A 23,546-nucleotide genomic window follows, 5' to 3' on the forward strand; every position below is an offset into this window, starting at 1 on the left:
GGAAAAAGCATAGGCCGCTCGGGAATAGTCTGATACAGAGCTTTGCTTGGGCCTGGAAAGGTGCAGCGCTATCCTACTTTTCTTTGTTTCCGGCCTGCCTGGCCGCAAGGAGCCCCCATGCGTTCCCTCCTCCTGCTCACCACCCTGCTGGCCGGCATCGCCCAGGCTGCCGAGCCCATCACCATGGACGTCTACCGTGACCCGAACTGTGGCTGCTGCAAGGCCTGGATCAGTCATCTGCGGGACAACGGCATCCAGGTCCGCGACCACGAGGAAAGCGACATGGCCGCGGTGAAGATGCGCGTCGGCGTGCCCTACCAGCTCGGCTCCTGCCACACCGGCGTGGTGGACGGTAAATTCGTCGAAGGCCATGTGCCGGCCAGCGATGTACTCAAGCTGCGCGAGCGCCCCGACCTGCTGGGCGCTGCCGTACCGGGCATGCCGGTGGGTTCCCCCGGCATGGAAATGGGCGACCGGCAGGACGCCTACCAGGTGATCGGCGTTGCCCAGGGTGGCAAGCTGAGCGTGCTCAGCGAGTATCCTGCCCGCTGAACCCGAGCATCCCCTCGGACGGCCGCTTGAAGCGGCCGTTTTCTTTTCCCTGGAGCCTGAAATGGAATACTGGCAAGTCGATGTGTTTGCTGAACGGGTACTGGCTGGCAACGGCCTGGCGGTCTTCCCCGATTGCAGCGGGCTCTCCCCCACCGCCATGCAGGAACTGACCCGCGAGCTGCGGCAGTTCGAGTCGATCTTCCTGGCGCCGCTGGAGGCCCCGAACGCCTTCTCCGCCCGCGTGTTCACCGTGGAAGAGGAACTACCCTTCGCCGGCCATCCGATCCTGGGCGCCGCTGCCCTGCTGCATCACCTGCATGGCGGCAAGTCAGACGCCAACTGGCTGCTCCAGCTGCCGGAGAAGCAGGTGCGTATCGCCACCCGCCGTCAGGGTAAGGGCTTTTACGCAGAAATGGACCAGGGCGCCGCCGCGTTCGGCCAGGTGCTGGACGACTCCGCCGCCGATGCCTTCGCCGCCGCCTTTGGTAGCGAGCGTGACGGCCGCTACCCGGCCCAGGTGGTCAGCACCGGCCTACCCTACCTGCTGTTGCCAGTAACCGCTGCCGGCCTGGAGGCGGCGAAACAGCGCGAGCTGCTGGATGACGCCCTGGCCGGCATCGGCGCCGCCTTCGTCTTCCTGATGAACGTGGACGCCCGCGAAGGTCGCACCTGGGACCCGCTGGGCGTGGTCGAGGACATCGCTACTGGCAGCGCTGCCGGGCCGGTGGCCGCCTGGCGCGTGGCACAGGGGCTGGAGCGCGCCGACCAGCCGTTCGCCCTGGCCCAGGGCCGCTTCCTCGGCCGCCCGAGCCGGCTTGATGTATGCGTGACCACAGCCGGAAATGTGCTGGTGGGCGGTGAGGTTCAACTGCTGGCCCATGCCCGCCTGTTGCCGGCCCCGGCCGAGCTGGGCTGACGACCGGGCTGGCGGTGCCCGCCTCCAGCGTCAACACTGATTAACTCGCCTTTCGAATGGAGAGTGGTCATGCGCTGGCAACGTGCGCGTCGCAGCGACAACGTACAAGACGCCGGAGGCGCGGGGAGCGGCATGCGCCTGGGCGGTGGCAAGGGATTGGGCCTGGGCGGTATAGCGATCGTGGTCGTGGTGGCGCTGTTGATGGGCGAGGACCCGCTGCAGATCCTCGGCCAGATCACCCAGCAGAACGCCTCGGTCAATCCCCAACAGCAATCAGCCATGCCCAGTGGTACGCCGGAAGAGCGCGAGTTCGTCAGCGCCATCCTCGGCGACACCGAAGACACCTGGCGCGCCATCTTCCAGGCCGCCGGCCGCCAGTATCAGGACCCGACCCTGGTGCTGTTCAACGGTGGCGTGCAATCGGCCTGCGGCTTCGCCTCGTCGGCGGTCGGCCCCTTCTATTGCCCGGGAGACCGCAAGGTCTACCTGGACCTGGACTTCTTCGAGGAAATGGCCAGCCGTTTCCAGGCCGCTGGCGACTTCGCCCAGGCCTATGTGATCGCCCATGAAGTGGGCCACCACGTGCAGACCCTGCTGGGCGTTTCCGCCAAGGTCAACGCCGCCCGCCAACGCGGAGAACGGGTGGAGGGCGACAACGGCCTGCTGGTACGCCAGGAACTCCAGGCCGACTGCCTGGCCGGTGTCTGGGCCTTCCACGCACAGAAGCGCCTGAACTGGCTGGAACCTGGCGATCTGGAAGAAGCCCTCAACGCCGCCAACGCCATCGGCGACGACCGCCTGCAACGCCAGGCCCGCGGCCAGGTGGTGCCGGACTCCTTCACCCACGGGACGTCGGAGCAGCGGGTGCGCTGGTTCAAGATGGGCTTCGATAAGGGCGAAGTGGGACGGTGCGATACCTTTTCGACGGCGCGGCTCTGACGGGACGAGCGGGATGATGCATCCCTCACCCCCGTCCCCTCTCCCTGGGGGAGAGGGGTGACTCGCGCCGGCGGCGGAGTGCCAGGTTCAGCCGAGCTCGGACAACTCTGACCACGACAAGCTTTGTCTTCTGCATGAGTCATCCCACCGTGGATAACGGCTGATTCACTCAGCCCCTCACCATCCCCAGCAACTCCCCACAATCGCGCGCGAACCAGTCCGCCAGCTCCGGCCAGGGGTTCTCCGGCAGGTTCACCAGCACGGTGCCGGCGCCAGCGGCGCGGCCGCAATCGAGGTCGAAGCGGTAGTCACCCACCATCACCAGTTCACGAGGGTCGACCTGCCAGCGTTCGGCCAGGTGCAGCAGGCCGCCGGGGTGGGGTTTGGGCGGGGCTTCGCCGCGCCCCAGGATGTCATCGGTGGCGAAGCAGTCGCCCAGGCCGATGGCCTCCAGGGTCAGCAGCGCCAGTTCGTGGGCGTTGCGGGTGAGGATGCCGAGCTGGTAGCCGCGCCGGTGAAGCTCACGCACCAGTTCGAGGGCGCCGTCAGCAGGGTTCGCATTCAGCGCCAGCTCCCGTTCGTGTTCCAGCAGCCAGGCGTGCTTGGCGGCGGCTTCATCTTCGGGCAAGGCCGCCAGATGGTGGAGGATGTCATCCTCCGGCGGGATGTCCAGGGCCACGCGAATGGCGGCGAAATCATGCACGGCGATGGTCAGGGTGCCGTCCATGTCGAACACCCAGTGGCGGTATCGCCCAAGATCGGTACCCGCAAGCGTCACTTCCAATCCTCGCGCAGGCGGGTCAGGCCCTCCTGGGCCACCGAGGCCACCAATTGGCCGGAGCGGTTGAAGATGCTGCCACGGGAGAAGCCGCGGGCATTGCCGGCCCAGGGGCTGTCCATGGAATACAGCAGCCAGTCGTCCGCACGCAGGTCGCGGTGGAACCACAGGGCGTGGTCAAGGCTGGCCACCTGCATGAACTTCTGCCACACCGACACGCCATGGGGGAGCATGGAAGTAGTCAGCAGACCGAAGTCCGAAGCGTAGGCCAGGATGTATTTATGGATCGCGCGGATGTCCGGCAGGCTGCCATCGGCGCGGAACCAGAGGTGCTTGATCGGCTCGCCCGGCTTGGGGTCGTAGGGGTTGTCGGCAGTGACCGGACGAATCTCGATGGGCTTGGCGCAGAGGAACTTGTCGCGCACCCGCTCGGAAAGCAGATGGGCGTTCTGCCGGGCGATTTCCAGCTCACTGGGCAAGCTCTCCGGCCCCGGCACCTGGGGCATGGGCAACTGGTGCTCGAAACCTTCCTCGTCCTGCTGGAAGGACGCACTGCAGGTGAATATCTGCTGGCCCTTCTGGATGGCGGTGACCCGACGGGTGCTGAAACTGCCACCGTCGCGGACGCGCTCGACCGAATACACCACCGGCAAGGTGGCATCGCCCGGACGCAGGAAGTAACCGTGGAGCGAATGCACATGGCGCTCGGGCTCCACCGTCTGGCTGGCGGCGGAGAGGGACTGGCCCAGCACCTGGCCGCCGAACAGTTGGCGGAAACCGAGGTCCTGGCTGACGCCACGGAACAGGTTTTCTTCGATGGATTCGAGGCTCAGCAGCGCGACCAGCTCGTCGAGCACCTGGGTCATGGGGATCTCCTCTGCAAGGCTGCCGCCCCGGTCATGGCCGGGGCGGTCGTCGTAGTTCGGGGTAGGCCGGAAGCGTCGTCAGGCGCTCGTCCCACAGCGCGCGACCGATGGTGAAATGGTAAAGGCTTTGCCAGCGACTGTCGGCCATTTCCAGCAATTCATGTACCGAATCGTCGAAGTAGCAGCCGATACCGGTGCCCGATATCCCGGCGGCCTCGGCTTCCAGGTAAAGCAATTGGCCAATCTGGCCGCATTCCCAGTACAGCCGCGGGTAGTGCCAGGCGCCCTGCTCCAGGGCGTCGTCGAAGCGCGCGAGCATCGCCAGGGCAACGCAGCCGTCGGCGGCGATGTCCTGACCGCAAGAGAGGAATCCCGCCAGGCCACGGGCGTCGCCCTCCAGCAGGCGGTACAACGGCAGCTCGTCGCTGGCGCGCTGCCAGAGGAAGTCCTCGCGCAAACCGCTGGCCAGCTCGCCTTCGGATACAGCGCCACGGGCCAGCCAATAGAGGCCGGGCGCCAGGCCCTGGACGCGGTGGACGAAAAGCAGCAGATCTACCCGGGGCGCGCCGAGACTGGCGAAGGGGACGGGCGAATTTTCCGGCATGAGGCGGCGCAACCAGGCCAGCAGCAGGTCGGCATGAATGCCGCTGCGGCCATCCATCGACTGGGCGCTGCGCCGACGATGCAGCAACGGCCGCAAAGGCAGGCCGGGGTTATCCACAGTGACACTGGCAATCGGGGCGCGCCAGTCCGCCAGCGGCAGGCGCGGTGCGCGGCACAGGCCGTGGATGCGCTCCAGTTCCGGCCAATGGCGCTGCTCGCGGGACAGCCGATTGGGCGCACCTTGCATTTCCAGGGCTGCCATCCCCGCCAACAGCGATTGATCCAGAGCAAACGCCACAGCCTGGGCCGGGCCTATCCACAGCAGCACATCGGCAAATTCGCGCTCGACGAAGCCGGGGCGGTCCAGCCCCAGCAGCGAGTCCAGTGTTTCTTCGGCAACCCCGCCCATGACGCGCACCTGCCAGCCCAGCGCGCTGGCGGCGATGGCCAGGGCCGCCAAGGCATGGCCCAGGTCGTGCTGGCAATAACGGTAGGCGCGCTCACCGTATTTCCAGGCCTCCCGCCAGGGAATGCTGGCCAGGCCGAGCAGGAAGCCACCCGGCGGTAGCGACGCGGCCAGCGGCGCAGCCAGGGGTGCCGGCAGTTCAGCGCGCACCTCAAGGGCGTGGGCATCCGGCGCGTAGTGCGCGAGCAAGCCGCCCTCCTCCACCGCCCCCGGCGGCAGCAGCAGGTAGGCCTCGGTGGGGTGCAGGTTGCCCGAGGACGGATTGACTCGCAGGGCCCACTTGCTGGCACCAGCTTCCTTCCACGCGGAAATCGCCAGACTGTCATAGAGCAGTTGGGACAGGCTTTCCCGATCGAGCGGCGCCGGCCGACCGACCGGGGCCGCGAACACCGCGTCGTAGGGTGGCGTCTCTTCCAGCGGCCGGTGCCAGAGCTCCAGCAGGCGCGCCCCGGCATAACGACGGAAAGGTGCCGGCTGGGTCGCCCAGTCCAGTTGGCCGGGGCCGGGGGCGAAGCGCTCCGGACGGTGCTTGCTGAGTTCGTGGTAAGCGCGCACGGCGTCGCTCATCGCAGCGCCTCCCATTCGGCGCGGCCCAGTCGGTAAAGCCAATGGGGTCGCAGCGGATCGCCGTCGGGCAGGCGCGGATGGTCGAAGTCCCCGTCCGCGTCGCGCTGCATGCCGATACGCGCCATCACCGCCTGGGAACGCAGGTTGGTCGGCACGGTAAAGGCCACCACTTCGACCAGTTGCAGCGGCTCGAAGGCAAAGGCCAGGGCGGCCTGCGCCGCTTCGCTGGCCAGGCCCTGTCCCCAATAGCTCGGCATCAGTCGCCAGCCGATTTCCACCGCGGGCGTGAAGTGGGCCTCGAAGTTCACGTTCTGCAGGCCGAGCACACCGACGAAAGCACCGTCCGAGCGGTGCGTGACGATCCACTGGCCAAAGCCGTGGTCACGGAAGTGGGCACGGATGCGCGCCGCCAGGGCATCGCTTTCCTCCCGGCTCAGGCAGGCGGGGAAGTGGCGCATCACCTCGACATCGGCATTCAGTTCGGCAAAGGCTGGCAGGTCGTCGTCGCGCCAGTCACGCAGATGCAGGCGCGGGGTAAGCAGTTCGATCGGGGACATGGGACTTACTCTTGAACCTGGCTCGAAGGCCCCATAATACTGCCCTGCGTACCGCCCCGAGTGCCGATCGATGTTCCTGCCGCTGGTCTACCACGATGACTACAGCCCGCCGTTTCCGGCGGAGCACCGCTTCCCGATGGAGAAGTTCCGCCTGCTCTACGCGCATTTGCTGGACTGCGGCCTGACCACCGACGCGCGCTTGCATCGACCGGACATGTGCCCGCCCGAGGTGCTCGCCCTGGCCCACTGTCCGGACTACATCCAGCGCTTCCTCAGCGGCGAGCTGGGCCGCGAGGAGCAGCGCCGCCTCGGCCTGCCCTGGAGCGAACCCTTGGCCCGACGCACCGTGCGCGCGGTAGGCGGCTCGCTGCTGACCGCCGACCTGGCCTTGAAGCACGGCTTGGCCTGCCACCTGGCCGGCGGCACCCACCACGCGCACTTCGACCACGCGGCGGGCTTCTGCATCTTCAACGACCTGGCGGTGATCAGCCGCTACCTGCTGGAAACAGGCAAGGCGCAACGGGTGCTGATCTTCGACTGCGACGTGCACCAGGGCGACGGCACCGCCCGGTTGCTGGCCGATACGCCGGAAGCCATCACCGTATCGCTGCATTGCGAGAAGAACTTCCCCGCGCGCAAGGCCGAAAGTGACTGGGACATCCCCCTGCCCATGGGCATGGGAGACGCCGACTACCTGCACGTGGTGGACGACGCACTCAACTACCTGCTGCCCCTGTATCAGCCAGACATCGTGCTCTACGACGCCGGCGTGGACGTGCACAAGGACGATGCCCTGGGCTACCTCCAGCTCACCGACGCCGGCCTCGCCGATCGCGACGAGCGGGTGATCCGCCATTGCCTGGGTCGGGACATTCCTGTGGTGGGTGTGATTGGCGGCGGCTACGACAAGGACCGTGCCGCCCTCGCCCGCCGTCACGGCATCCTCCATCACAGCGCGGATCGGGTCTGGCGGGAGATGGGACTGGGGCAGTGAATTAGAGCGATGCCCATGCCGTTGGATTGATGGGTTTCGCCAGCTCTACCCATCCTACGAAGGTGATTGGTGCCCAGTCCGGGGCTTTGCTGTAGGGGCGATTTCAATCGCCAAGCAGGCCGCAGGCCTGCCCTCTGGTGCAGTAGAATGCGCCTCTTCCCCACTCCTGCATTGTTATCCCCATGAACGACTCCTCCCCCTTCGTCGCCGTCATCGGCGGTGGCCCCGCTGGCCTGATGGCCGCCGAAGTCCTGGCCCAGGGCGGCGCTCGGGTGGAGTTGTTCGATGCCATGCCCTCGGTCGGTCGCAAGTTCCTGCTGGCCGGCGTGGGCGGGATGAACATCACTCACTCGGAAGCGAAGGGACCCTTTCTCGGCCGCTACGGCGCACGCCGCGATCAGGTCGCCGCGCTGTTACAGGACTTCGGCGCCGAGGAGCTGCGGGCATGGATTCACGATCTCGGCATCGACACCTTCGTCGGCAGCTCGGGCCGGGTCTTCCCCACTGACATGAAGGCGGCGCCCTTGCTGCGCGCCTGGCTCAAGCGCCTGCGTGAGCAAGGCGTGGTTATCCACAACCGTCACCGCTGGCTGGGCTGGGATGACCAGGGCGCCCTGCGCATTGCCACACCAAGCGGCGAAACCCGTGTGCAAGCCGATGCCTGCCTTCTGGCGCTCGGCGGCGGCAGCTGGGCGCGGTTGGGCTCGGATGGCGCCTGGGTTCCGCTGCTGGAAACGCGCGGCGTCCACATCGCGCCGCTGCAATCGAGCAACTGCGGCTTCGAAGTGCCTGGCTGGAGCCCTCTGCTGCAAGAGAAGTTCGCCGGTGCGCCGATCAAGTCGGTCACCATTCGGCTGGACGACACGGCACCGCGACAAGGCGAGTTCGTGCTCACCAGCACCGGTGTCGAAGGCAGCCTGATCTACGCCCTGTCCGCCACCATCCGCGAGCGCATCACTACCACCGGCAGCGCCACCCTGTACCTCGACCTGCTGCCCAACCAGAGCGTGGAGAAGATCACCAAGGCCCTGGCCCGACCACGCGGGTCACGCTCCATGGCCAAACACCTGCACAGCCAGTTGGGCATCGACGGCGCCCGCGCCGGCCTTTTGCGGGAGTTGTCGGCCAAGGACGACTTCCTTGATACCGCCCGCCTGGCGGACACCCTCAAAAACCTGCCGCTGACCCTGGTGCGGGCGCGACCGCTGGACGAAGCCATCAGCTCGGCCGGTGGCGTGCCCTTCGAGGCCATGGACGAAGGTTTGATGCTCAAGCAATTGCCGGGGGTGTTCTGCGCCGGCGAGATGCTCGACTGGGAAGCCCCCACGGGCGGCTACCTGCTCACCGCCTGTTTCGCCAGCGGCCGCGTCGCCGGACAGGGCGTACTGCGCTGGCTCACGACAAGCTGACCGACCGGCAGCTCGCCAGAAATCACATCTGATCGGAAGCTGGCCGCGAGGTGTCCGCTGGCACGCGGCCAGCGTCTATGCTTGCCCAGAGCCCAGCTTTTTCCATGCGGTGCCCCCAAGGTGATTCCCCTCCTCGTCTGCGACGACTCGATGATGGCGCGCAAGCAGTTGATCCGCGCGCTGCCGCTGGACTGGCCGGTGCATATCACACAGGCCGGCAACGGCGAAGAAGCCCTTGATGCCATCCGCCAGGGCCACGGTCACGTGGTCCTGCTGGACCTGACCATGCCGGTGATGGACGGCTACCAGGTCCTCAGCCGAATCCGCACCGAAGGCCTGAAGGCCCGCGTGGTGGTGGTGTCCGGCGATGTCCAGGAAGAGGCCCAGCGCCGTGTCCAGGAGCTGGGGGCGCTCGCCTTTATCCGCAAGCCAGCCGACCCCGACGAACTGCGCGAAACCCTGATCCGTCTCGGATTGCTGCGCCCGGCGCCGTCCACCAGTCCGGTCATCGGCGTCCCCGGCCGCATCGACCCGGACCTGCGGGTGAATTTCCGCGACGCCCTGCGCGAAGTCAGCAACGTCGCCATGGGCCGCGCCGCTGCCTTGCTGGCGCGGGTGCTCGGCGTGTTCGTGCAACTACCGGTGCCCAACGTCAACCTCTTCGAAGTCAGCGAACTGCACATGGCCCTGGCCGACGCCCAGCGCGGCGAGCGGTTGTCGGCGGTGTGCCAGGGCTTTATCGGCGAATCCATCGCCGGCGAGGCGCTGCTGCTGTTCCACGACGCCGAGAGCGCCGAGGTGGCGCGCCTGCTCGGCTGGCAGCCCCAGGGCGATGCCGATGAGGCAGAGATGCTGCTGGACCTGGCGAGCATCCTGATTGGCGCCTGCCTGGCCGGCATCGCCGAGCAGATCGATGTGCGTTTCTCCCAGGGCCACCCGCAACTGCTCGGCCAGCACAGCTCCATCGAACGACTGTTCCAGCTCAATAACCGGCGCTGGCGCAAGACGCTGGCGGTGGAGATCAGCTACGCCATCGAAGACCACAACCTGCACTTCGACCTGCTGCTGCTCTTCACCGAAACCTCCATCGCGCGCCTGACCCAGAAGATCCACTACCTGATGGACTGACCCATGCCGGCACAGATCGACTTCAAGGAACTCCACTGGCTGCTCGATATCGTCCAGTGCCTGGACGTCGGGGTGGTGGTCCTGGACCGCCAGTACCGAATCGAGGTGTGGAACAGCTTCATGGAGAACCATTCAGGCCTCGGTCCCGACCGGGTGCATGGCAAGAACCTCTTCGACGTGTTCCCGGAGATCGACCGCAGCTGGTTGCGCCGCAAGGTGGACACCGTGCTGCAACTCGGGACCCGCGCTTTCAGCCTGTGGGAACAACGGCCCTACCTGATTCGCTTCGAGAATTACCGCCCGATCACCGGCGAGGAAGATTTCATGTACCAGAACCTCACGGTCCTGCCCCTGGCGGCGGCCGGTGGGCAAGTCGAGCGGGTCTGCCTGGTGATCACCGACATGACCGAGGTGGCGCGGTTGACGCGGCAGCTGGCGGAGACGAATCGTCCACGGCTCCTGTAGGGGCGAACTCATTGGCCAAGGGCTGCACAGCAGCCCCGGCAATCAGCAAGGCAGACCTTCGGCCTCTTGGCGATTGGAATCGCCCCTACAGGTACCACCCCCAAGGCTCGGTGCTTCTGTACTCGGTGACCTGCTTGACCTCCAGGTAGTTCTCCAGCCCCCAGCGGCCCAGCTCGCGGCCGATGCCACTCTGCTTCATGCCGCCCCAGGGCGCCTGGGTGAAGGTGGGTTGCGAGCAGTTGACCCAGACGATGCCGGCACGCAGGCCGTTAGCCACCCGTGCGGCGCGGTCCAGGTCGGTGCTCATGACCGCAGCGGCCAGGCCGAAGCGGCTGTCGTTGGCCATGCGCAAGGCGTCCGCCTCGGTCTTGAAGCGCTTCACGCAGAGCACCGGGCCGAAGATTTCCTCACGCCAGATTCGGCCGTTGTCCGCCGGCTCATCGAACACCGCCGGCTCGACGAAGTAGCCGTGGGACAGGTGCGAGGGGCGCTTGCCACCGGTCAGCAGATTGGCCTCCTGCTTGCCCTGTTCGATCATGCCCATGACCTTCTGGTACTGCCCGGCACTCACCAGCGGCCCCAGCAGCACGCCGCGTTCCAGGCCGGGGCCGATGGCGATGCGCCGGGTTTCATCCACCAGGCGCTCGATCAGTCGAGCGGCGATGCCCTCCTGCACCAGCAAGCGCGAGGTGGCGCTGCACACCTGCCCCTGGTTCCAGAAAATGCCGAACATGATCCACTCCACCGCCGCGTCCACGTCGGCGTCGTCGAAGACGATGAAGGCCGACTTGCCCCCCAGTTCCAGGCTGATGTTCTTGATGTCGGCGGCGGCCGCCGACATGATTTTCGACCCCGTCGGCACGCTACCGGTGAAGGCCAACTTGTCCACACCCGGATGCTGGCTGAGGGGCCCGCCAGCTTCGCTGCCAAGGCCCGTGACCACATTGAGCACACCGGAGGGCAGGCCGATACGCTCGGCGGCGCCGGCCAGTTCCAGCGCGGTCAGCGGCGTCATCTCCGACGGTTTGAGCACGCAGGTGGCGCCCGCCGCCAGGGCCGGGGCCACCTTCCAGGCGGCCATCAGCAGCGGGTAGTTCCAGGGAATGATCTGCCCGGCAACGCCCACCGGTTCGTAACGGATGCGGCAGCTGAAGCGGTCATCCGGCAGCGCCAGCGGTTGGTCCTGGCGGCCATCCAGTTCCCGCGCCAGTTCGGCGTAGTAACGGAAGCAGCCAATGGCGTCAGCGATGTCCCATTGCGCCTCGGGCAGCGGCTTGCCGTTATCGCGTACTTCCAGAACCGCCAAGGCGTCCTGGCGACATTCCAGCTCATCGGCCAGGGCTTCCAGCCAACCGGCACGCTCTGCCCCGCTGCTCTGCCCCCAGCCCCGATTGAAGGCCTGGCGAGCGGCACGCACGGCATGGTCGATGTCTTCCTCGGTGGCGGCCGGCACCCGCTGGATCAGGTCGCCATTGCTGGGGTCGAGCACTTCGAAATAGCCGCCCAGATCGGGACGGACCCATTGCCCGTTGATGTACAGCTGGTCACGCATGGCTTTGCTCCATGGGCGCTCAGGCGCCGCTGCGACGGTTCTGCAGGTAGCGGGAGGTGAACAGCAGCGCCAGGGAGACGCAGATGATCACCGTCGAAATGGCATTGATCTCCGGGGTGATGCCCCGGCGGATCGACGAGAAGATGTAGATCGGCAGGGTGGTTTCCGAGCCGGCGACGAAGAAGGCGATGATGAAATCGTCGAAGCTGAAGGTGAACGCCAGCAGGAAGCTGGCCAAGATGGCCGGGGCGATCTGCGGCAGGGTCACCCGGCGGAAGGTTTCCAGGGGCGGCGCATAGAGGTCCGCGGAGGCTTCCAGCAGGGCCTTGTCCAGGGCTTCGACGCGGGTGCGGACGATCACCATCACCAGCGCCATGGTAAACAGCGAGTGCGCCGCAATCACCGTGAACAATCCCATGCGCAGGCGCGGCAAGCCGGTGCCCAGCAGCAGGTCGAGCAGCGGATTGACCACTTCGAACAGGCTGATGAAGGCGATCAGGGTAGCGATGCCGATGACGATGCCGGGGATGATGATGGCGCAGTAGGTCAGTGCATCGAAAAACAGCCGCACGCGTCTACCCACCCGCTGCAGGCCGAAGACCGCGAGGGTGCCGAACACTGTGGCGATCAGCGCCGAGCAGAAGGCGATCAGCGCGCTGGTGCCCAGGGCCTCCATGATGAAGGGGTTACCGAAGGCACGGCCGAACCACTGCGCCGAGCAACACTCGAAGGCCAGCCCGCTGCGCCCGGCGTTGAAGGAGAACAGCACGATCAGCGCAATCGGCGCGTAGAGGAACAGGTACAGCGAGGTGGAATAGCTGCGCAGCCACATCAGAGCATCCCCTCCGTGCCGCGCTTGCCGTAGCGCGCCACCAGCTTCAGGTAGAGGGCGATGATCGCCAGCATCATCGCCACCAGGGTCATGGCCACCGCGCTGCCGAACGGCCAGTTGCGCGATTGCAGGAAGAGGTCGACCAGGGCGTTGCCGACGAAAAACACCTTGCCACCGCCGAGGATGGCCGGAATCAGGAACTCGCCCATGAGCAGAATGAACACCAGCATCGCGCCGGTGATGACGCCGGGGGCGGAGAGCGGCAGGGTCACCCGTCGGAAGGTTTCGAAGGCGCTGGCGCCGAGATCGGACGACGCTTCCAGCAGGCGTTTGTCCAGCTTCTCCAGGCTGACGTAGATGGGGAACACCATCAGCGGCAAGTAGCCGTAGACGATGCCGATCAGCACCGCGGTCGGCGAATTGATCAGTCGCACATCCTCCAGCCCGACCATCGCCAGCAGCGCCGGGATGCCCTTGCCGCCAAGGATGAAGATCCAGGCATAGGTGCGGATCAGGAAGCTGGTCCAGAACGGCACGATCACCAGGGTCAGCAACAGCGAGCGGTTGCGCTGCACCTTCACGGCCAGGAAGTAGGCCAGCGGGTAAGCCGCCACCAGGCACACCAGGGTGCCCAATGGCGCCAGCAGCAGGGTGTTGTAGAAGGCCTTCGCGCGCGCCCCCAGGTTCAGGTAGTTGTCCAGGGTCAGCGCCGCGCTGTAGCCACCCACCGGGCTGCGCTCGCCCAGGCTGAAGACCAGGATGATCACCAGCGGCAGCAGGAGCAGCAGCAGGAACCAGAGGGTGGACGGCAGCAACAGCAGCAGCGTGACGCGTCGGCCGAGGCTGCGGCTTTCGACTGGCGCGGCCCGGCCCGTATCGGCCAGCGCTGGAGCGCCAAGGGCGACATTCATGGAGGATTCCTTGCGATTCATGGAGACGTCCACCGTAGGAGCGCGCTTGCTCGCGAACGCAGGTTCGCGAGCAAGCTCGCTCCTACAACGTCATGCATCAGGCTGCCTTGAAGCGCGCCATCAGCTCCGCCCGTGCCGGGCTGGTCAGGGTGGCTGCGGCGCCGAATTCCAAGGCACTGAGCAGGTCGGCGGCCGGATACATGATCGGGTCTTCGAGCATGGACTTGGGCAACAGCGCATCCACCCGTTTGTCGCCGGTTGGGTAGCCGTGGGCTTCCACTTCGAGCTTGTTCACCTGCGGGTCGAGCAGGTAGTTGATCAGCGCATAGGCCGCATCCGGCCGCTCGGCGCTCTTCGGAATGGCGAAGAAGTCGCTCCACAGCTCGCCGCCCTCGCGCCCCAGCACGTAGGTCATCTGCGGCATGTCGCGGTGCAGCTGGGAGGCGTCGCCGGTCCAGCACATGGACATCCAGGCATCGCCGTTGCGCATGGAGGGCTGGTAGTCGGAGTTGATGGCGAAGAGGTGCGGCTTGACCTCCAGCAGCAGCTTCTCGGCGTCGGCCAGCTCCTTCGGATCGATGGAGTTGAAGCTGTAGCCAAAGGACTTCAGCGCGTTGCCGATGACCGTGAGCTGGTAGTCGTGGACCATCACCCGACCAGTCGCCTCGCCTTTGCTCAGCTCCCAGAACTCCTTCCAGGTGGTGGGCCTGGCCTTGATCTTCCCGCCGTCGTAGACGAATCCGGTGGTGCCCCAGTTCTTCGGCACGGCGTAGGTCTTGCCGTTGATCACGCCCTGCTCCATGAAGCGCTTCTCATAGGCGGCCGGGTCGAAGTTGGGGATGCGCGACAGATCCAGGGGTTCGATCAGACCCAACTCGGCGTAGGTGCTGATGGTGTAGTTGGTGGGGACGAAGACATCCCAGCCGCTGCCGCCGGCCTGGAGCTTGGCGAGCATTTCTTCGTTGGAGCCGAAGACGTTCATCTGCACCTGGGCGCCGGTCTTTTCGGCGAAGGCGGCGAAGTTCTCGGCATTGTGATAGTTCGGCCAGGTGGCGAGGACCACGCGGTCGCCGAGGGAGCCCTTCTCGGCGGCGAAGGCCCGGTTGCTGGTGAGCAGCCCCGGCATGTTGGCGGCCATGACCGCCATGGCCAGGCCCAGGCCGGTGCGGCCAAGGAACTCGCGACGGCTGATGGAGCCGTTCTGCCAACTGCGCAGTTGCTTGATGAAGTCTTTCCGATCCATTGCTGCTACCTGCCTGTGAGTGGTTGGTTGTTCTTGTCCGTTCCGTACTGCGTCGTTACAGGGTCATTGCGAGACCGGCGGCCTGATCCCAGCCAATGCGTACCGGCGATCCATGTTCGAAGGCCGAGCGCTCGTGCTGCCCATGGCGTGGCACGCGCACACAAATGATGCCGAACGGCTCGGTACGCACGCGGTACTCGGTGAGATTGCCGAGGTAGATGCGGTCCACTACCTCGCCGGGCAGGCTGATCTCCCGGGGCAGCGCCTCTTCGCCAGCGCCGATGGCGATCAGTTCAGGGCGCACCGCGATACAGCCAGGCTCGGACGCCTTCAGGATCGGCCCGGTAGGCGTCGGCGGGCTGGCCAGTTGCAGGCCGTGGGCAGTTTCCAGCAGCACGCGGCCATCCTCGATGCGCCGCACGGTGCCGTCGAACAGGTTGGATTCGCCGATGAAGTCGGCCACGTAGCGGCTCGCCGGCGATTCGTAGAGCTGCTCGGGGCTGGCGCTCTGGAGGATTTGGCCGTCCTGCATGACGCTGATGCTGTCGCTCATCGACAACGCCTCTTCCTGGTCATGGGTGACCAGCACGAAGGTGATGCCCACCTCGCGCTGCAGGCGCAGCAATTCGGACTGCATTTCCTTGCGCAGCTTGCGGTCCAGCGCGGCCAGGGGTTCGTCCAGCAACAGCACCGTGGGTTTATTCACCAGGGCGCGGGCCAGGGCGACCCGCTGCTGCTGGCCGCCAGACAGTTCATGGGGCTTGCGCTGGCCGAAGCCGGAGAGGCGCACCATTTCCAATGCTTCATCGGCCAGGCGGCGTTGCTCGGCACGGTCCGGGCGCGGCTGGTGGTAGCGCAGGCCGTAGGCAATGTTTTCCGCCACCGAGAGGTGCGGGAACAGCGCGTAACTCTGGAACACCATATTCACCGGCCGCAGGTGGGCCGGCACCCCGGCCACCGAACGCCCGGCCAGCAGCACCTCGCCTTCACTGGGCTGCTCGAAGCCGGCGATCATCCGCAGGGTGGTGGTCTTGCCGCAGCCGGAACTGCCGAGGAAGGAATGAAAGGAACCACGCCGCACCTTGAAGTTCAGGCCGTTCACCGCCGCGACCGCGCCATAGCGCTTGACCACATGGCGGAACTCGATATCGAAGCACTCGCTTGCATCACTCACGGCCGGCCCCTTTTTGCAGGTGTTCTTGGCATATGGCCACACGCTAGCAATGGCGGTTTTCGGCTGTATATATCCCTCCGGGGATAGGCGCGCCCTCCACAGAATCTGTGGAGCAGCATGTGGATAAGTTATGGATGACCGGCTGCAGCTCGCTTGCCGCAAGGGCTTGAAGCAAGTGCTTGGTTTTTGAGCAGCGCTTGATCCGAAGGGGCCAATTCATTCGCCCCTACGCAGAATGTCAAGTCGCAGCGGCCTGGATATCCATCTCGCTGCCCACAAATTCTGTGCAAATAATTGTGGATAAGTCGTGGGTAGCCGCGGCGGAGGCCCGTAGCGGCTGGTTTCGCGCAGGCTGCTCGGTTATTGACCAGCCCCTGTTAATTGCCAACAGCGATAAGCCTAAACCGCCTTTTGCAGCGCTTCTGGCTCATCCTGCTGGCCGGCGAGATCACGCACGAACAGGCCCAGCAGCTCCGACTGGCTACCAATGCCGAGCTTGGCGTAGATGTTCTTGCGGTGGATCTTCACCGTCCCCGGGCTTATGCACAAATGCTCGGCCACCGAAGCGCTGGAGTGGCCGCGCAGGAGCATCTGCACCACTTCCTGCTCACGGGCCGTGAGGACATGGGCGCCGAACTGGTCGAAAGCTTCGCGGATCTTGTAGTCCAGGTCCTGTGCGGGGCGCGGTGCATGGGCACGCGCCAGTTCCCAGGCTTCGTTGACCACCTGTTCGACCACGGGCTGGGCGCAGTCCAGCAGCTGCATCTCGTCACGGCTGTAGGCCGGGCTGCAGGTGCTGCGCATCAGCGAAAGCACCGCCTTGGCGCCATCGGCCAGGTCGACGAAGAAGGCGATCTCCTCGGTCAGGCCCGTCTGCTGGTAGTAGGTGACGTAGTACTCGCCGAGATAGAAGTGGTCCGGGGCGAACTGGCGCAGACGCCAGAGGCCGGGTGCCTGGTTGCGGGTGCAGGCGAGGTAAAAAGGATCGAGCAGGTAGGGGCCGACCTGGTAGTCCTCGACGTACACATGGCGCTTGTCCGGCGGGAAGGTGTCGAATAGCGCCAGCGGCCGGTGATTGCCTTCGTAGACGAAGAGCACGAAATGATCGACGTGGCAAACCTGCTGCAGCCATTGGCTGAGGCCGAGCAAACGGGTTCTACCGGCCGGTTGGGCCAGCAGGTGGGCGACACCGGTGGTCCAGTGTTTGAGTTCCTTGTGGCGCATGTGGGAAATGCCTGAGGTTGGGCTGCGCTTCAATCACTATAGGCGTTCAGCATTTCACACAGAAATGCAGGAAGTGAGCCAATATCCTGAAAGCCCAACCAGGCCCTCTGGTACGGGACTGGACGTTCATCGCCCTGCCCCATTCCGGTTCCCGCAGCGCCACAAGGCGTCACCCTTCACCACATTCGAGTGACGCTCGGGGTGGCGTTCAGCCCTTCTTGGCCTTACCGAAGCCCGGAGCCTTGCGCACCGACTTGACCTTGGGTTTTTCGCTGTCGATCCAGCGGCCCAGGGATGCGCCCTTGACCGCCTTGCCAGCGCCTGCCTGAGGTTCCTTGGGCTTCTTCGGTTTCTTTGGCTTCTTCACGACCTGGCCGGTGGCGTCAGTCATCGGTACCCGGTGATCGGGGATGAAATCCGGCTCATCGCGGCGCTGCAGGGTCTGGCGGGTCAGCACTTCGATGGCCGCCAGCAGTTGCACCTCGTCGGCGCAGACCAGGGACACCGCCTCGCCGGTGGCGCCGGCGCGACCGGTACGGCCGATGCGATGCACGTAGTCCTCGGCGACGATGGGCAGGTCGAAGTTGACCACCAGCGGCAGATCGTCGATGTCCAGGCCACGGGCCGCCACGTCGGTAGCCACCAGCACCTGCACTTCGCTGTCCTTGAACCGCTGCAGCGCGCGCAGTCGAGAGGGCTGCGGCTTGTCGCCGTGGATGGCGTCGGCAGAGACGCCATGCGCCTGGAGTTCGTCCACCAGTTGATCGACCCCCTTGCGGGTCTTGGCGAAGACCAGCACCTGCCCCCAGCGACGATCCTCGAGCAGGTGCAGGAACAGTTCACTCTTGCGCTTCTTGTCCACCGGGATCAGCCACTGGCGCACGCTCTTGGCGGCAGCATTGCGTGGGCTGACTTCGACGGATAGCGGGTCGCGCAGCAGCTCGCGGGCCATCTGGCGGATGGCATCGGAGAAGGTGGCAGAGAACAGCAGGGTCTGGCGGCGTTTGGGCAGCGCGACGAAAAGCTCGTCCAGCTCACGGGCGAAGCCGAGGTCGAGCATACGGTCGGCCTCGTCCAGCACCAGCACCTGGAGCTGGTTGAACTTCACCGCGTTCTGCCGATAGAGGTCGAGCAGTCGACCGGGGGTGGCGACGAGGACGTCGATGCCCTTGCGCAGCTTCATCATCTGCGGATTGATGCTGACGCCGCCGTAGACCGCGTAGTTGCGCAGCGGCAGGTGCTGGCCGTAGACGCGGAAGCTTTCGTTGACCTGCTCCGCCAGCTCGCGGGTGGGCACCAGCACCAGGGCGCGCACCGAGTTGCTGGCCACCTGTGGACCTTCCTGGGTCAGCTTTTGCAGTAGCGGCAAGGCGAAGCCGGCGGTCTTGCCGGTGCCGGTCTGGGCCGCGGCCATCAGGTCGCGCCCTTTGAGGACGGCGGGAATCGCCTCGGCCTGCACCGGCGATGGGGTCTGGTAGCCGAGCGCCTCGGTGGCGCGCAGCAAGGGTTCGATCAGGCCGAGGGAAGCGAAGGTCATTGGGGCAGCCATAGTGTGCGGAAAAGGCGCAATTCTAGCAGGCCGCCCCAGCCCTTCGGGATCAACTGGTCTGCTCTTGCAGCCCTTCGGCCTTCTCCTCCTTGCGCTCGCGCCATTGCGGCAGCCCGATCAGCACCACCGCGCTGATGATCACCAGCATGGCCAGGGCTTCCTCGATGCCGATGGTTTCACCCGCGAAGCCGATGCCCAGCAACACCGCCACCACCGGATTGACATAGGCGTAGCTGGTAGCCGCTGCCGGGCGCACGTTCTTCAGCAGGTAGAGGTAGGAGCTGAAGGCGATGATGGAGCCGAACACGATCAGGTAGGCCAGCGCCCCCCAACCGGCGGTAGTGGGCGCACCAACCATGCGCTCGCCACTGAGCAGGCTGCCGGCCAGCAGGGCGACGCCGCCGGCGAGCATTTCCACGGCACTGGCCATGGGGCCGGCGGGCAGCTTGAGGTTCTTGCTCCACATGGAGCCGAAGGACCAGGCCGCAGCCGCGAAGATGATCAGGACGGCGCCGAGGGGGCTGGCCTGGAGGTTGGAGCCGAGGTTGAGCAGGCCGATGCCGATCAGCCCCAGGAAGATGCCGGCCCACTCCAGGCGCGTGGTGCGCTGGCCCCAGATCAGGCCGAACAGCAGTGCGAACAGCGGCACCGTGGCCACGGCCAGTGCAGCGACGCCCGACGCCACGCCCAGATCCTCGGCCAGGGTCACGCCGCCGTTGCCGCAGCTGAGCAACAGGAAGCCGATCGCTGCAGCGGACTTCCATTCCTGCCAGCTCGGGTTGGGCACTCCGCGCCATCGCAGGAAGCCGTACATCAACGCGCCGGCGACCACGAAGCGGATGCCCGCCATCAGCAACGGCGGCCAGGATTCGACGCCGATGCGGATCGCGAGATAGGTGGAGCCCCAGATCAGGTACAGAGCGAGGAAGGCCCCTATGAGCAAGAGCGGAAAACGGCGCGCAGGCATGATCGGAACTCGACAAAGGCAGGAGTGAGGTGTCTATTCTAAGTAAGGCAATAAGCGAGAAATAAGGACGAAAGCCTTATTCATGGCGCCCGAAACCTTGGAAAGAACTGATTTCACAATCTTCTGCCGTTGATTCGACAGAAGCCGAATCCGGAGGTCCCATGGACAAGTACGACCGACTGCTGCTGGCGGCACTCATCGAGAATGGCAGAGCGTCCTTCGCCGACCTGGCCCGCCGGGTCAATCTGTCGCCGCCGGCCGTGGCGGACCGGGTTGCCAAGCTGGAAGCCAGCGGGGTCATCACCGGCTACCACGCCAGTGTCGACCTGGCGAAGGTGGGCCTGCCCATCGAATGCGTGATCGAACTGCGCATCACGGACCGCGACTACAAGCGCACCCAGGAAGCCCTGGAGAAAATTCCCCAGCTGAACCTCTGCCACCGGGTGACTGGCGATGCCTGCCTGCTGATCAAGGCCGCCGTGGCGTCGATGCCGGAGCTGCAGGACCTGATCGACCAGATCGGCAAGTTCGGCGCAACCAAGACTTCGCTGATCCTGTCGACGCCCTTCGAGCAGAGGATTCCCGGCGTGCTGCAGGAGCGCGGCAAGGTCGAAACCCTGCGAACGGTGAAAGGCTGAGCGCCCTGAAGGGCTCTCAACCCTCCCGATGCCGCCTGAGCGCTTCGGGAATTTTCGCCGCCGGCACTTTCTGCAGGCTGCAGAACAACGTGTGCGAGACCTCGTTGATCCCGTGCCTGTCCCGCAGGCGCCCGGCCAGGTGCAAGGTCAGGTTGGCGGCCATCTCGGCGTCGGCCAGCGCACGGTGGGCCTTGCCGGTGTTGGGCAGGCCCGCCCAGGTATTGAGCGTGCCGAGTTTGTGGTTGGGTGCTTCGGGCAGCAGGCGTCGCGCAAGCAGCAGGGAACAGGCGAACGCCTGCCGACGTGAACGGCCGATGCGAGCCAACTCGAAATCCCAGAACTTCTGGTCGAAAGAGGCGTTGTGCGCCAGCAGCGGCAGGTCACCGATGAAGTCGGCGGCCTCGCCCATTACCTGCTCCACCGGCGGCGCGTCGCGCAGCATGGCGGTGGTGATCCCGGTCAGGCCCTGGATAAAGGCAGGCACCGGTATGCCGGCGTTCATCAAGCTCTGGTAGCGGTCGACGATACGTCCGCCCTCCAGGATGACGACGCCGATCTCGGTGGCGCGGCAGTCGTTGCCCGGCGTGATGCCGGTGGTCTCGAAGTCGATGACAGCGATGGGGTCCACAAGAATGTCCAGTTTGGGGCGGGTTTCAGTTCCGCAATAGCAGGTTGCCTTCGATGGGCTGGTAGCGACTCGCGGAACGGATCAGCGATTGCGCAGTGAGGCCGGGCACGCCGTAGACCAGGGTTTCCACGCCATGGGCGTGGGCCACTCGTTCGAGCAACAGGTCGAAATCGCCGTCGCCCGAGGCCAGCACCACCAGATCCACGCGGGGAGCGGCATCGAGCACATCGATGGTGATGCCGACATCCCAGTCGCCTTTTGCCGAGCCGTCGCTGCGCTGGATGAACGGCTTGAGCTTCACGTTGAAGCCCAGGTTGCGCAGGATTTGCTGGAACTGCTGTTGCTTGGGGTCGCCCCGGTCGATGGCGTAGGCGCTGGCTTCGACTATGGCCCCCTCGGCACTGACGCTCTGCCAGAAGGCGCTGTAGTGGAAGTGGCAGCCGTAGACATGGCGCACCGTGTAGTAGAGGTTCTGCACGTCGGCGAATACTGCGATTTTCTTCAACGCGGCTCCTCGCGGCTGGCTGGCGGCGGCTGGATAAGGGTAGATTTCCGCCAGTATGCCAGCCTCAGGGAATGGAAAGTGGATATGACCTTGCAGAAGTCGCCAGGTGCCCTGCTGATCATCGATCAACAGCAGGGTATTCGCCGCCTGGACAAGCCACGCAATAACCCCGGTGCGGAAACCCACATGGCTGCTTTGCTGGCACAGTGGCGCAAGGCCGGCTGGCCGTTGGTGCACATCCGCCACATCTCTCGCGAGCCGAATTCGGTCTTTGCCCCCGGCCAATCCGGCGCCCTGTTCCAGCCGGAGTTCACACCTCTGGATCACGAGCAGGTGCTTGAAAAGAACGTCCCCGACGCCTTTATCAACAGCGGCCTGGAACACTGGTTGCGAGTACGCGGCATCGATGCGCTGGTGATCGTCGGCGTCGCCAGCGAGAACTCGGTAGAAGCCACCGCCCGCAGCGCCGGCAACCTGGGCTTCACCACACGGGTCGTGACGGACGCCTGCTACACCTTCGCCAAGGCTGATTTCGCCGGCCGCCCGCGCAGCGCCGAAGAAGTGCATGACATGGCCATGGCCAACCTGCAGGGCGAGTACGCCCAGGTGCTGCTCGCTGACGAACTGCTGGCGATCTGGCCGACGCCTTGAGAGCGGGCGTCTATAGTTTCAGCTACCCCCGCGAGCTTCGAGAACGGGGAAGACGCCGAGACCCACCGCATGGGTCTGTTGCAGGGAGCAAGGCGCCCGCCATGGCAGGCGGCGCCGTCTGGCAGTCACTCCAGCCGCAGGCCGTGCCAAAGGCGATTGTGCAATGCGCGCTCATGGATGCTGCCTGCTTGCCCTGCTGCTCCTGTCTGCCCCTTGTCATGCCGAGGCGCGCCTGGTGTTCAGCGCCTTCCCCGACCAGGGCCTGCCACTGTTTCACATCTGCAAACGCATATTGGTGGAAGCCTACGCGGAGCTTGGTATCCGCATCGAGACGCGCGCCGCCCCCGCCGCGCGCGCCTTGCAGTACGCCGAGCGTGGCCTGAACGATGGCGAACTGTGCCGCACCAGCCTGGTTGCCGAGCAGCGCAACGACCTGCTGCTGATCCGCACTCCGTTGTTCGAGACCTACACCGTGGCCTTCGCCAATCGCCCGCTGCAACTGCACGGCTGGTCCAGCCTCAAGCCCTACCTGGTGGGGTTCGAACGCGGCAAGGCGGCCCTGGAGCTGCGACTGAAAGGCGTGCGCATGTCACCGTCCAACGGGGTGGAAAACGGCATGCGCAAGCTGGCCGGGGGGCGGGTAGACGTGCATGTCGAGGATTACTATTCAGGCATGTGCATCCTGCGCCAGAGCGGCATGCGCGGTATCCAGCCGCTGCATCCGGTGCTGGAGCGGTTCTCCATGCACCACTACCTCAACCCACGCCATCGCGACCTGGCAGTTCGCCTGGAGGAAGTGCTGCGGCACATGGCGAAAACAGGTCGCCTGCAACAGATCGAGCAGCAGGTTCTGCAGGAGGCCGGGCTGGATGATCTGAGCCCACCCTGAACGACTATCATGGCGCTCCTGTTTCCCATCACCCGGAACTCCGATGTCGCTTCACGCCCGCAATCTGGCCCTGCTCGACGATCTCGCCATCCCCTACCGGGAAGTCAGTCACGAAGCCGTGCTCGACTACCCCACCGCCCATGCGGTGCGCCAGCGCTTCGGCCTGCGTGGGGTGGAGAGCAAGAGCCTGTTCCTGCGCCTGAGAGGCGGCGGCTACGCCATGCTGGTAACGCTGGAGAACGCGCGGGCCGACTGGGTCCAGCTCAAGGCAGTGCTGGGTGCGCGTCCGAGCATCGCCAGCGACGAGGAGCTGGTGGCCCTGACCGGCTGCGTGCCGCAGTGCGCCTGTCCGCTGGGTCATGCCGCGGCGATTACGCTGGTCTTCGACGATGCTATCTTCCAGCACGAATACCTGCTCTTTTCACCCGGCCCGCCAGAACGCACGCTGGAGGTTTCCACCGCCGACCTTGCACGCCTGCTGCCAACCCTCCCCAATCGGGTGCTGAACTATCGCTCCAGCTGAGGATGCCTTTGGAGGCAGCC

General features: G+C 65.6%; 25 protein-coding genes. 11 read left to right on the top strand and 14 right to left on the bottom strand.

The annotated features are described in order from the left end of the window. Nucleotides 1-117: 117 nt before the first annotated feature. The 3 genes from G559_RS0118505 (at nucleotide 118) to ypfJ (ending at nucleotide 2,407) form a co-directional block, all read left to right on the top strand. Entirely contained in the window at nucleotides 118-552 is a 435-nt protein-coding gene (locus tag G559_RS0118505; protein ID WP_028629674.1) for a DUF411 domain-containing protein, read from the top strand. Between the two features lie 61 nt (nucleotides 553-613). Continuing rightward, nucleotides 614-1,468, top strand: coding sequence for a PhzF family phenazine biosynthesis protein (locus tag G559_RS0118510; RefSeq protein ID WP_028629675.1), 855 nt, complete (start codon nucleotides 614-616; stop codon nucleotides 1,466-1,468). 69 nt (nucleotides 1,469-1,537) lie between these two features. Next, the gene (ypfJ, locus tag G559_RS0118515) at nucleotides 1,538-2,407 is read left to right on the top strand and encodes a KPN_02809 family neutral zinc metallopeptidase (protein WP_028629676.1); all 870 of its coding nucleotides are present in this window, start codon (nucleotides 1,538-1,540) and stop codon (nucleotides 2,405-2,407) included. A 169-nt stretch (nucleotides 2,408-2,576) separates the two neighbouring features. Here ypfJ and G559_RS0118520 read toward each other — a convergent pair whose 3' ends face one another. Genes G559_RS0118520 through G559_RS0118535 form a run of 4 tightly spaced genes read right to left on the bottom strand, consistent with a single transcriptional unit; the run spans nucleotide 2,577 to nucleotide 6,244 of the window. Then, the gene (locus G559_RS0118520) at nucleotides 2,577-3,185 is read right to left on the bottom strand and encodes an HAD family hydrolase (RefSeq protein ID WP_028629677.1); all 609 of its coding nucleotides are present in this window, start codon (nucleotides 3,183-3,185) and stop codon (nucleotides 2,577-2,579) included. Then, nucleotides 3,182-4,051 carry an acyl-CoA thioesterase II gene (tesB, locus tag G559_RS0118525; protein WP_028629678.1) on the bottom strand — a complete coding sequence of 290 codons (870 nt, stop codon included), beginning with the start codon at nucleotides 4,049-4,051 and terminating at the stop codon, nucleotides 3,182-3,184. Before tesB ends, G559_RS0118520 begins: the two co-directional genes overlap by 4 nt. 31 nt (nucleotides 4,052-4,082) lie before the next feature. Next, nucleotides 4,083-5,687: a nitroreductase family protein gene (locus tag G559_RS0118530; RefSeq protein WP_028629679.1), complete on the bottom strand. Its 1,605-nt coding sequence runs from the start codon at nucleotides 5,685-5,687 to the stop codon at nucleotides 4,083-4,085. Further along, nucleotides 5,684-6,244, bottom strand: coding sequence for a GNAT family N-acetyltransferase (locus G559_RS0118535; protein WP_028629680.1), 561 nt, complete (start codon nucleotides 6,242-6,244; stop codon nucleotides 5,684-5,686). Before G559_RS0118535 ends, G559_RS0118530 begins: the two co-directional genes overlap by 4 nt. 70 nt (nucleotides 6,245-6,314) lie before the next feature. Between G559_RS0118535 and G559_RS0118540 the strand changes: the two genes are divergently transcribed. The 4 genes from G559_RS0118540 to G559_RS0118555 all read left to right on the top strand — a co-directional run bounded on the left by G559_RS0118540 (nucleotide 6,315) and on the right by G559_RS0118555 (nucleotide 10,240). Continuing rightward, entirely contained in the window at nucleotides 6,315-7,238 is a 924-nt protein-coding gene (locus G559_RS0118540) for a histone deacetylase family protein (RefSeq protein WP_028629681.1), read from the top strand. 182 nt (nucleotides 7,239-7,420) lie between these two features. Further along, nucleotides 7,421-8,647, top strand: coding sequence for a TIGR03862 family flavoprotein (locus G559_RS0118545; protein WP_028629682.1), 1,227 nt, complete (start codon nucleotides 7,421-7,423; stop codon nucleotides 8,645-8,647). Nucleotides 8,648-8,767: 120 nt separating this feature from the next. Then, complete coding sequence (locus G559_RS0118550; RefSeq protein WP_028629683.1) at nucleotides 8,768-9,775, top strand: response regulator; 1,008 nt, start codon at nucleotides 8,768-8,770, stop codon at nucleotides 9,773-9,775. 3 nt (nucleotides 9,776-9,778) lie between these two features. Further along, nucleotides 9,779-10,240 (top strand): PAS domain-containing protein, encoded by a 462-nt coding sequence (locus G559_RS0118555; protein WP_028629684.1) that lies wholly within the window; start codon nucleotides 9,779-9,781, stop codon nucleotides 10,238-10,240. Nucleotides 10,241-10,325: 85 nt separating this feature from the next. On the opposite strand, the gene G559_RS0118560 is transcribed toward G559_RS0118555, so the two are convergent. From G559_RS0118560 to yedA, 8 genes are all read right to left on the bottom strand, one after another. After that, complete coding sequence (locus G559_RS0118560) at nucleotides 10,326-11,792, bottom strand: aldehyde dehydrogenase family protein (RefSeq protein WP_028629685.1); 1,467 nt, start codon at nucleotides 11,790-11,792, stop codon at nucleotides 10,326-10,328. Nucleotides 11,793-11,811: 19 nt separating this feature from the next. Further along, on the bottom strand, nucleotides 11,812-12,624 hold the full coding sequence (locus tag G559_RS0118565) for an ABC transporter permease (protein ID WP_028629686.1): 813 nt from the start codon (nucleotides 12,622-12,624) through the stop codon (nucleotides 11,812-11,814). Continuing rightward, nucleotides 12,624-13,535 carry an ABC transporter permease gene (locus G559_RS0118570; protein WP_051246751.1) on the bottom strand — a complete coding sequence of 304 codons (912 nt, stop codon included), beginning with the start codon at nucleotides 13,533-13,535 and terminating at the stop codon, nucleotides 12,624-12,626. Before G559_RS0118570 ends, G559_RS0118565 begins: the two co-directional genes overlap by 1 nt. 97 nt (nucleotides 13,536-13,632) lie before the next feature. Further along, on the bottom strand, nucleotides 13,633-14,778 hold the full coding sequence (locus tag G559_RS0118575; RefSeq protein ID WP_028629688.1) for an ABC transporter substrate-binding protein: 1,146 nt from the start codon (nucleotides 14,776-14,778) through the stop codon (nucleotides 13,633-13,635). 55 nt (nucleotides 14,779-14,833) lie between these two features. Then, entirely contained in the window at nucleotides 14,834-15,952 is a 1,119-nt protein-coding gene (locus G559_RS0118580; RefSeq protein ID WP_028629689.1) for an ABC transporter ATP-binding protein, read from the bottom strand. A gap of 399 nt (nucleotides 15,953-16,351) precedes the next feature. Beyond that, complete coding sequence (locus G559_RS0118585; RefSeq protein WP_028629690.1) at nucleotides 16,352-17,176, bottom strand: response regulator transcription factor; 825 nt, start codon at nucleotides 17,174-17,176, stop codon at nucleotides 16,352-16,354. Between the two features lie 208 nt (nucleotides 17,177-17,384). After that, complete coding sequence (locus G559_RS0118590; RefSeq protein WP_028629691.1) at nucleotides 17,385-18,713, bottom strand: DEAD/DEAH box helicase; 1,329 nt, start codon at nucleotides 18,711-18,713, stop codon at nucleotides 17,385-17,387. Between the two features lie 61 nt (nucleotides 18,714-18,774). Beyond that, on the bottom strand, nucleotides 18,775-19,692 hold the full coding sequence (gene yedA, locus G559_RS0118595) for a drug/metabolite exporter YedA (RefSeq protein ID WP_028629692.1): 918 nt from the start codon (nucleotides 19,690-19,692) through the stop codon (nucleotides 18,775-18,777). A gap of 161 nt (nucleotides 19,693-19,853) precedes the next feature. Between yedA and G559_RS0118600 the strand changes: the two genes are divergently transcribed. Next, nucleotides 19,854-20,330: an Lrp/AsnC family transcriptional regulator gene (locus G559_RS0118600; protein ID WP_028629693.1), complete on the top strand. Its 477-nt coding sequence runs from the start codon at nucleotides 19,854-19,856 to the stop codon at nucleotides 20,328-20,330. A 16-nt stretch (nucleotides 20,331-20,346) separates the two neighbouring features. Here the strand turns inward: G559_RS0118600 and G559_RS0118605 are convergent, their stop codons facing one another. Further along, entirely contained in the window at nucleotides 20,347-20,958 is a 612-nt protein-coding gene (locus G559_RS0118605) for a 3'-5' exonuclease (RefSeq protein WP_028629694.1), read from the bottom strand. Between the two features lie 25 nt (nucleotides 20,959-20,983). Next, a complete protein-coding gene (locus G559_RS0118610; RefSeq protein ID WP_028629695.1) occupies nucleotides 20,984-21,463 on the bottom strand; it encodes an NYN domain-containing protein in 480 nt (159 codons plus the stop codon). A gap of 84 nt (nucleotides 21,464-21,547) precedes the next feature. Between G559_RS0118610 and G559_RS0118615 the strand changes: the two genes are divergently transcribed. From G559_RS0118615 to G559_RS0118625, 3 genes are all read left to right on the top strand, one after another. Further along, complete coding sequence (locus tag G559_RS0118615) at nucleotides 21,548-22,114, top strand: cysteine hydrolase family protein (RefSeq protein ID WP_036997562.1); 567 nt, start codon at nucleotides 21,548-21,550, stop codon at nucleotides 22,112-22,114. Nucleotides 22,115-22,277: 163 nt separating this feature from the next. After that, entirely contained in the window at nucleotides 22,278-23,003 is a 726-nt protein-coding gene (locus tag G559_RS0118620) for a substrate-binding periplasmic protein (protein ID WP_028629697.1), read from the top strand. A 43-nt stretch (nucleotides 23,004-23,046) separates the two neighbouring features. Next, entirely contained in the window at nucleotides 23,047-23,526 is a 480-nt protein-coding gene (locus G559_RS0118625) for a YbaK/EbsC family protein (protein ID WP_028629698.1), read from the top strand. Nucleotides 23,527-23,546 lie beyond the last annotated feature (20 nt).

The sequence above is a fragment of the Metapseudomonas resinovorans DSM 21078 genome (assembly GCF_000423545.1).
GTDB classification, from domain to species: Bacteria; Pseudomonadota; Gammaproteobacteria; order Pseudomonadales; family Pseudomonadaceae; genus Metapseudomonas; species Metapseudomonas resinovorans.